Annotated in this window: 4 protein-coding genes; all 4 read right to left on the bottom strand. The window is 59.0% G+C overall.

Annotated elements, in window-relative coordinates; genetic code table 11:
* A partial coding sequence (locus WA354_RS13705) for a peptidase associated/transthyretin-like domain-containing protein (RefSeq protein WP_472813576.1) occupies positions 1 to 906 on the bottom strand: 906 nt, incomplete at its 3' end.
* A 40-nt stretch (positions 907 to 946) separates the two neighbouring features.
* The gene (locus WA354_RS13700; RefSeq protein WP_472813575.1) at positions 947 to 1,228 is read right to left on the bottom strand and encodes a hypothetical protein; all 282 of its coding nucleotides are present in this window, start codon (positions 1,226 to 1,228) and stop codon (positions 947 to 949) included.
* Between the two features lie 3 nt (positions 1,229 to 1,231).
* Positions 1,232 to 1,726 carry a cytochrome c-type biogenesis protein gene (locus WA354_RS13695; RefSeq protein WP_472813574.1) on the bottom strand — a complete coding sequence of 165 codons (495 nt, stop codon included), beginning with the start codon at positions 1,724 to 1,726 and terminating at the stop codon, positions 1,232 to 1,234.
* A gap of 1 nt (position 1,727) precedes the next feature.
* The gene (locus WA354_RS13690) at positions 1,728 to 3,791 is read right to left on the bottom strand and encodes a heme lyase CcmF/NrfE family subunit (RefSeq protein WP_472813573.1); all 2,064 of its coding nucleotides are present in this window, start codon (positions 3,789 to 3,791) and stop codon (positions 1,728 to 1,730) included.
* Positions 3,792 to 3,940 lie beyond the last annotated feature (149 nt).

Raw genomic sequence — 3,940 nt, 5'->3', positions numbered from 1 at the left:
GCCTCCAGGAGCAGCTGCCTGCGGGCCACCGGGGCCAGCAGCGCCCTGGTCCTCACGCGGCATTGATCCCGTGCCGGACACTGTAAATTCCAGCGGCTTGCCAGGCGCCGCATTCTTGGCCACGAAGGTCTGGATGTTCGGGTCCTGATTGATCGGCGTGAATACGGAGCTGGATCCCGGAGTGAACGTCATGCTCTTCGGCAGCAGCACGCCGACGCTTTGGGTGCTCAGCGACACCTGGGGACGGAACGTGAATGACCCGCTGTAAGGAATCGTGTAGCTGATGTTGAACTGGGTGTCCTTGTCGCCTTCGTCGGGCTGGATAGGAAAGTTGAATGCGTAGTGGCCCTTTGCGCCGTTCGGCTGCAGCTTCAGTGTCGTTGGCAGGCTGCCGGTGCTCGGACGCTGTCCCTGCGCCGATTCCACGACTGCCTCCTCAGGCAATACGATTTCAAAACTCTTCGGGCTCCACTGCGTGCGCGGCGGCATGCTGGTGTTGTGCACGAAGTAGCGCTCGATTACGTGCAACTGGCCGTTTGCAACCTCGAGTTCCAGTACGTCCGCTTCAATGAAGACGCCGTCCACCTTGGGCGCCACGTCGTACACCGAGATATCGGGCACCGCACCGCTTTGCGGCGCATCGGCAAAGAACTCCGCGCCCTGGTGCGTAACCTTTACCAGCGCGGGCGCGTTGGTTGGCCGGTTGAGGGTGTAGTGCCCGCTCCCGTCCACCGTGGTATGCGCCACCTCAGTCATGCCTGTCATGGGCTCGACCAGCACAACGGCATCCCCGGCCGCCGGCTTCCCCGTGGTCTTGTTTGTGACGGTGCCTGTCAACTGCACTGCCTGTGCTAATGTGCCGGCAAAAAGAAAGCTCACAACTGCTGCATGCCAAAAAGTCTTCATCGATTTCATGGTCTTTGTGGGAGTCCTTATTCTCTAATTCCTATGCTTGCTGCTGAAGGTATTCCATCTCGACCAGCAACTGCGCCGTTTCATTTTCAAGTTGCGCGCGCTGCGCCAGAAAATCTTCTTCAGGATATTTCCCGGCGCGATATTCAAAATTCAGATCGCGCAGGTTCTCGTAGAGCTGTTCCTTGCGCTCTTCGAGATAATCGAGCCGTGTCTTCTGCCGCTGGCTCGCAAACGCGTTCTCAGGCCAGAAGGTGTAGAGAAACAGCACCATCGCCATCAGGCAGCCAAGCGCCAATCCAAGAGTCTCGCTCATTGCTCAATACCCTCCTTCACTGCCGGTCTCGCGACGAATTCGTTCGTGAATTGCATCCATTTGCGGCGTGCTGGGCGTTTGCGCAGCTTCCTTCTTGCCCACGGACCAGTGGCGTACCAGCAGGATTGTGCCCAGCATGGCAGCAAGAAAAACGGCGAAGGGTGCGATCCAGGCCACCAGGTCAAATCCGTGAGTCCTTGGCGCCGCCAGCACCGTGGCGCCGTACTTGGCAGCGAAGCTGTCTAATATCTGCTGGTCGGTCATGCCGGCGTTAATGGCCGTACGCAACTCCGCCAATTGGACCGGTGAATCGGGGCAGCCCACGTGGTTGCACTCGCCCAGAACCTGACCGCATCCACAACTGCACATCATCTGGTGATTCAACTTGTCATAGCGCGCACCGGCATCGCTCGCGCCCAGCGAAAAACAAATTACGAGTGCAAGCGTTCCCGCCTGCAATGTTCTCTTCCAGAAAGTGAAACCCAACGGAGTCGGCATCTCAGTCGCCACCCTTCAGCACTGGTTCAGCATGCGCCGGCTGCGCAGCGGGCACCCGCAGCGAAGCTGTTGCCGGAGTCAGGCTCGGAACCAGCGCAATAAACGTGCCCAGCACCATCAGCGCCACACCTGCCCAGATCCAGCTCACAAGAGGATTGAGAAAGGCCTTGATGATGGGCTGCCCTGTATCGGGATTGGTGCCTTCGAAGACCACGTAGAGATCCCAGCTGGGAACGGAGTGAATCGCGACCATGGTCTGCGGCTGCTGGCTGGCCAGGTAGACGCGCTTCTCCGGCGCCATCTGGAACTGCTTCTTGCCATTTCTATAGACATCAAGCAGCGCGTAGTCTGAGTTGTAATTCGCGTTCGAGTCCTGCGTGAATCCGACGCACTCCAGCGTATAAGGACCGACGCTCATCTTGTCGTGCAAGGCGAGTTCCTGTTCGGTGTTGCGGTTGAACGCCGCACCGGCCAGTCCAATCACCACGATTACTACCGCGATGTGGACGATGTATCCACCGTAGCGGCGCGTATTGCGCCGGACGAGGAGATACATTGAAGTGGCCAGGTTCTTGCCGGACTGCCGGGCAATCACGCCCGCGCCGCGGAAGAACTCCGACAAGATCGCCGCCGTTACGCTGGCTGACAGCGCGAACGCAACCAACGCGTAGAAATTGCCGGGATCGAAGGCGCCATCCTTCCACGGCCGTACGCCGGCAGCGAGGCAGACGATCACCATCGCCCACAAGGCAATCGTCGGCAATATGAAGTTGCGACGAACGGCGCGTAGGGAAGTAGCGCGCCACGGCAGCAGCGGTCCAACTCCCGTCAGAAACAGGAGGAACAGTCCGATGGGAATTGCCACGCGGTTATAAAACGGAGCGCCCACCGTTACCTTGCTGCCTTCCACATACTCGCTGAGGATGGGGAACAGCGTGCCCCAGAGGATCACGAAGCATGCCGTCAGCAGGACAAGGTTATTGAAGAGGAAGCTCGATTCGCGGCTAACCAGCGACTCAAGCCGATGCTCCGCCTGCAGATGATTGCGCTGCAGGATGTAGGTAAAGATGCACACCGCGAGCACGATGCCCATGAAGACCATGAACCAGGTTCCGATGGAAGACTGTGCGAATGCATGCACCGAACTGACCAGCCCCGCGCGCGTCAGCAGCGTGCCGAGCAGCGTGAGCAGAAAAGTCGAGAAGATGAGCCAGACGTTCCAGCTCTTCATCATTCCTTTCTTCTCCTGCATCATCACCGAGTGCAAGAATGCCGTGCCGGTGAGCCATGGCATAAAGCTTGCGTTCTCCACCGGGTCCCAGCCCCAGTAACCGCCCCAGCCAAGCACCGCATAAGCCCAGTGCATGCCGAGGAAGATGCCGCCGGTCAGAAACAGCCAGGTCACGAGCGTCCAGACGCGCGTGATCTTGATCCACTTCTCGCCGGGATAGCGCATCATCAGGGCGCCGAGAGCGAAGGCAAACGGCACTGAGAATCCCACGTAGCCGAGATACAGCATCGGCGGATGAATCACCATCTCGGGATATTGCAGAAGGGGATTCAGACCGTTGCCGTCTGCCGGGATCGAACCCCTCAGAAGCGCGAACGGCGGAGCCGCGAAGTTCACCACCGCCAGGAAAAATACCTGGATTCCGGCCATGATCGTACCGGCATAGGCGTAGAGCTTGACGTCGGTCTTATGGCGAAGCCGCAGCACGAATCCATAGGTGGCCAAAAGCCAGCACCACAGCAGCAGCGAACCCTCTTGCCCGCTCCACAGCGCCGCGAACTTGTAAGCCGCCGGGAGCGCACGGTTCGAGTGCTCCATGATGTAGGTGATCGAAAAATCATTGGTGAAGACAGACCACACCAGGGCAAAAGCCGCGGCCGTCACAGCAAAGAACGCGGCAATTCCAGCTCGGCGTGCCGTATCGGCCAGCCTTTCCGGCGCAATTGGCGCGGGCTGGCCTGTCGCCAGCAGCCTCAGGGCCACGGCGCCGGCGAACAGATTATACGCAGCCAGCGCTAAAGCGATGAGAAGAGAGAGACTTCCAAACGTTGCCATCAGAGCTCCATCTCTGATTCTCGCACTCAGGACTAATGCCCTTGGGGAATCCAGAGCGGTTTTCCAGCTATGTGCAGCATCTTGAGCGGCGTGCAAGGTGACCTTTCTTTAAAGAAAAAGCCACTTAGCCTTGTCGCTTCGCCCTGCAC

It is taken from the genome of Occallatibacter sp. (assembly GCF_049802275.1).
GTDB lineage: Bacteria > Acidobacteriota > Terriglobia > Terriglobales > Acidobacteriaceae > Telmatobacter.
This window is presented reverse-complemented; position numbering and strand designations above follow the sequence as displayed.

Bases quoted from the DNA above. Each gene is read 5' to 3' on its own strand.
- WA354_RS13695 (WP_472813574.1), bottom strand. From the start codon at position 1,726: ATGCCGACTCCGTTGGGTTTCACTTTCTGGAAGAGAACATTGCAGGCG.
- WA354_RS13700 (WP_472813575.1), bottom strand. From the start codon at position 1,228: ATGAGCGAGACTCTTGGATTGGCGCTTGGCTGCCTGATGGCGATGGTG.
- WA354_RS13690 (WP_472813573.1), bottom strand. From the start codon at position 3,791: ATGGCAACGTTTGGAAGTCTCTCTCTTCTCATCGCTTTAGCGCTGGCT.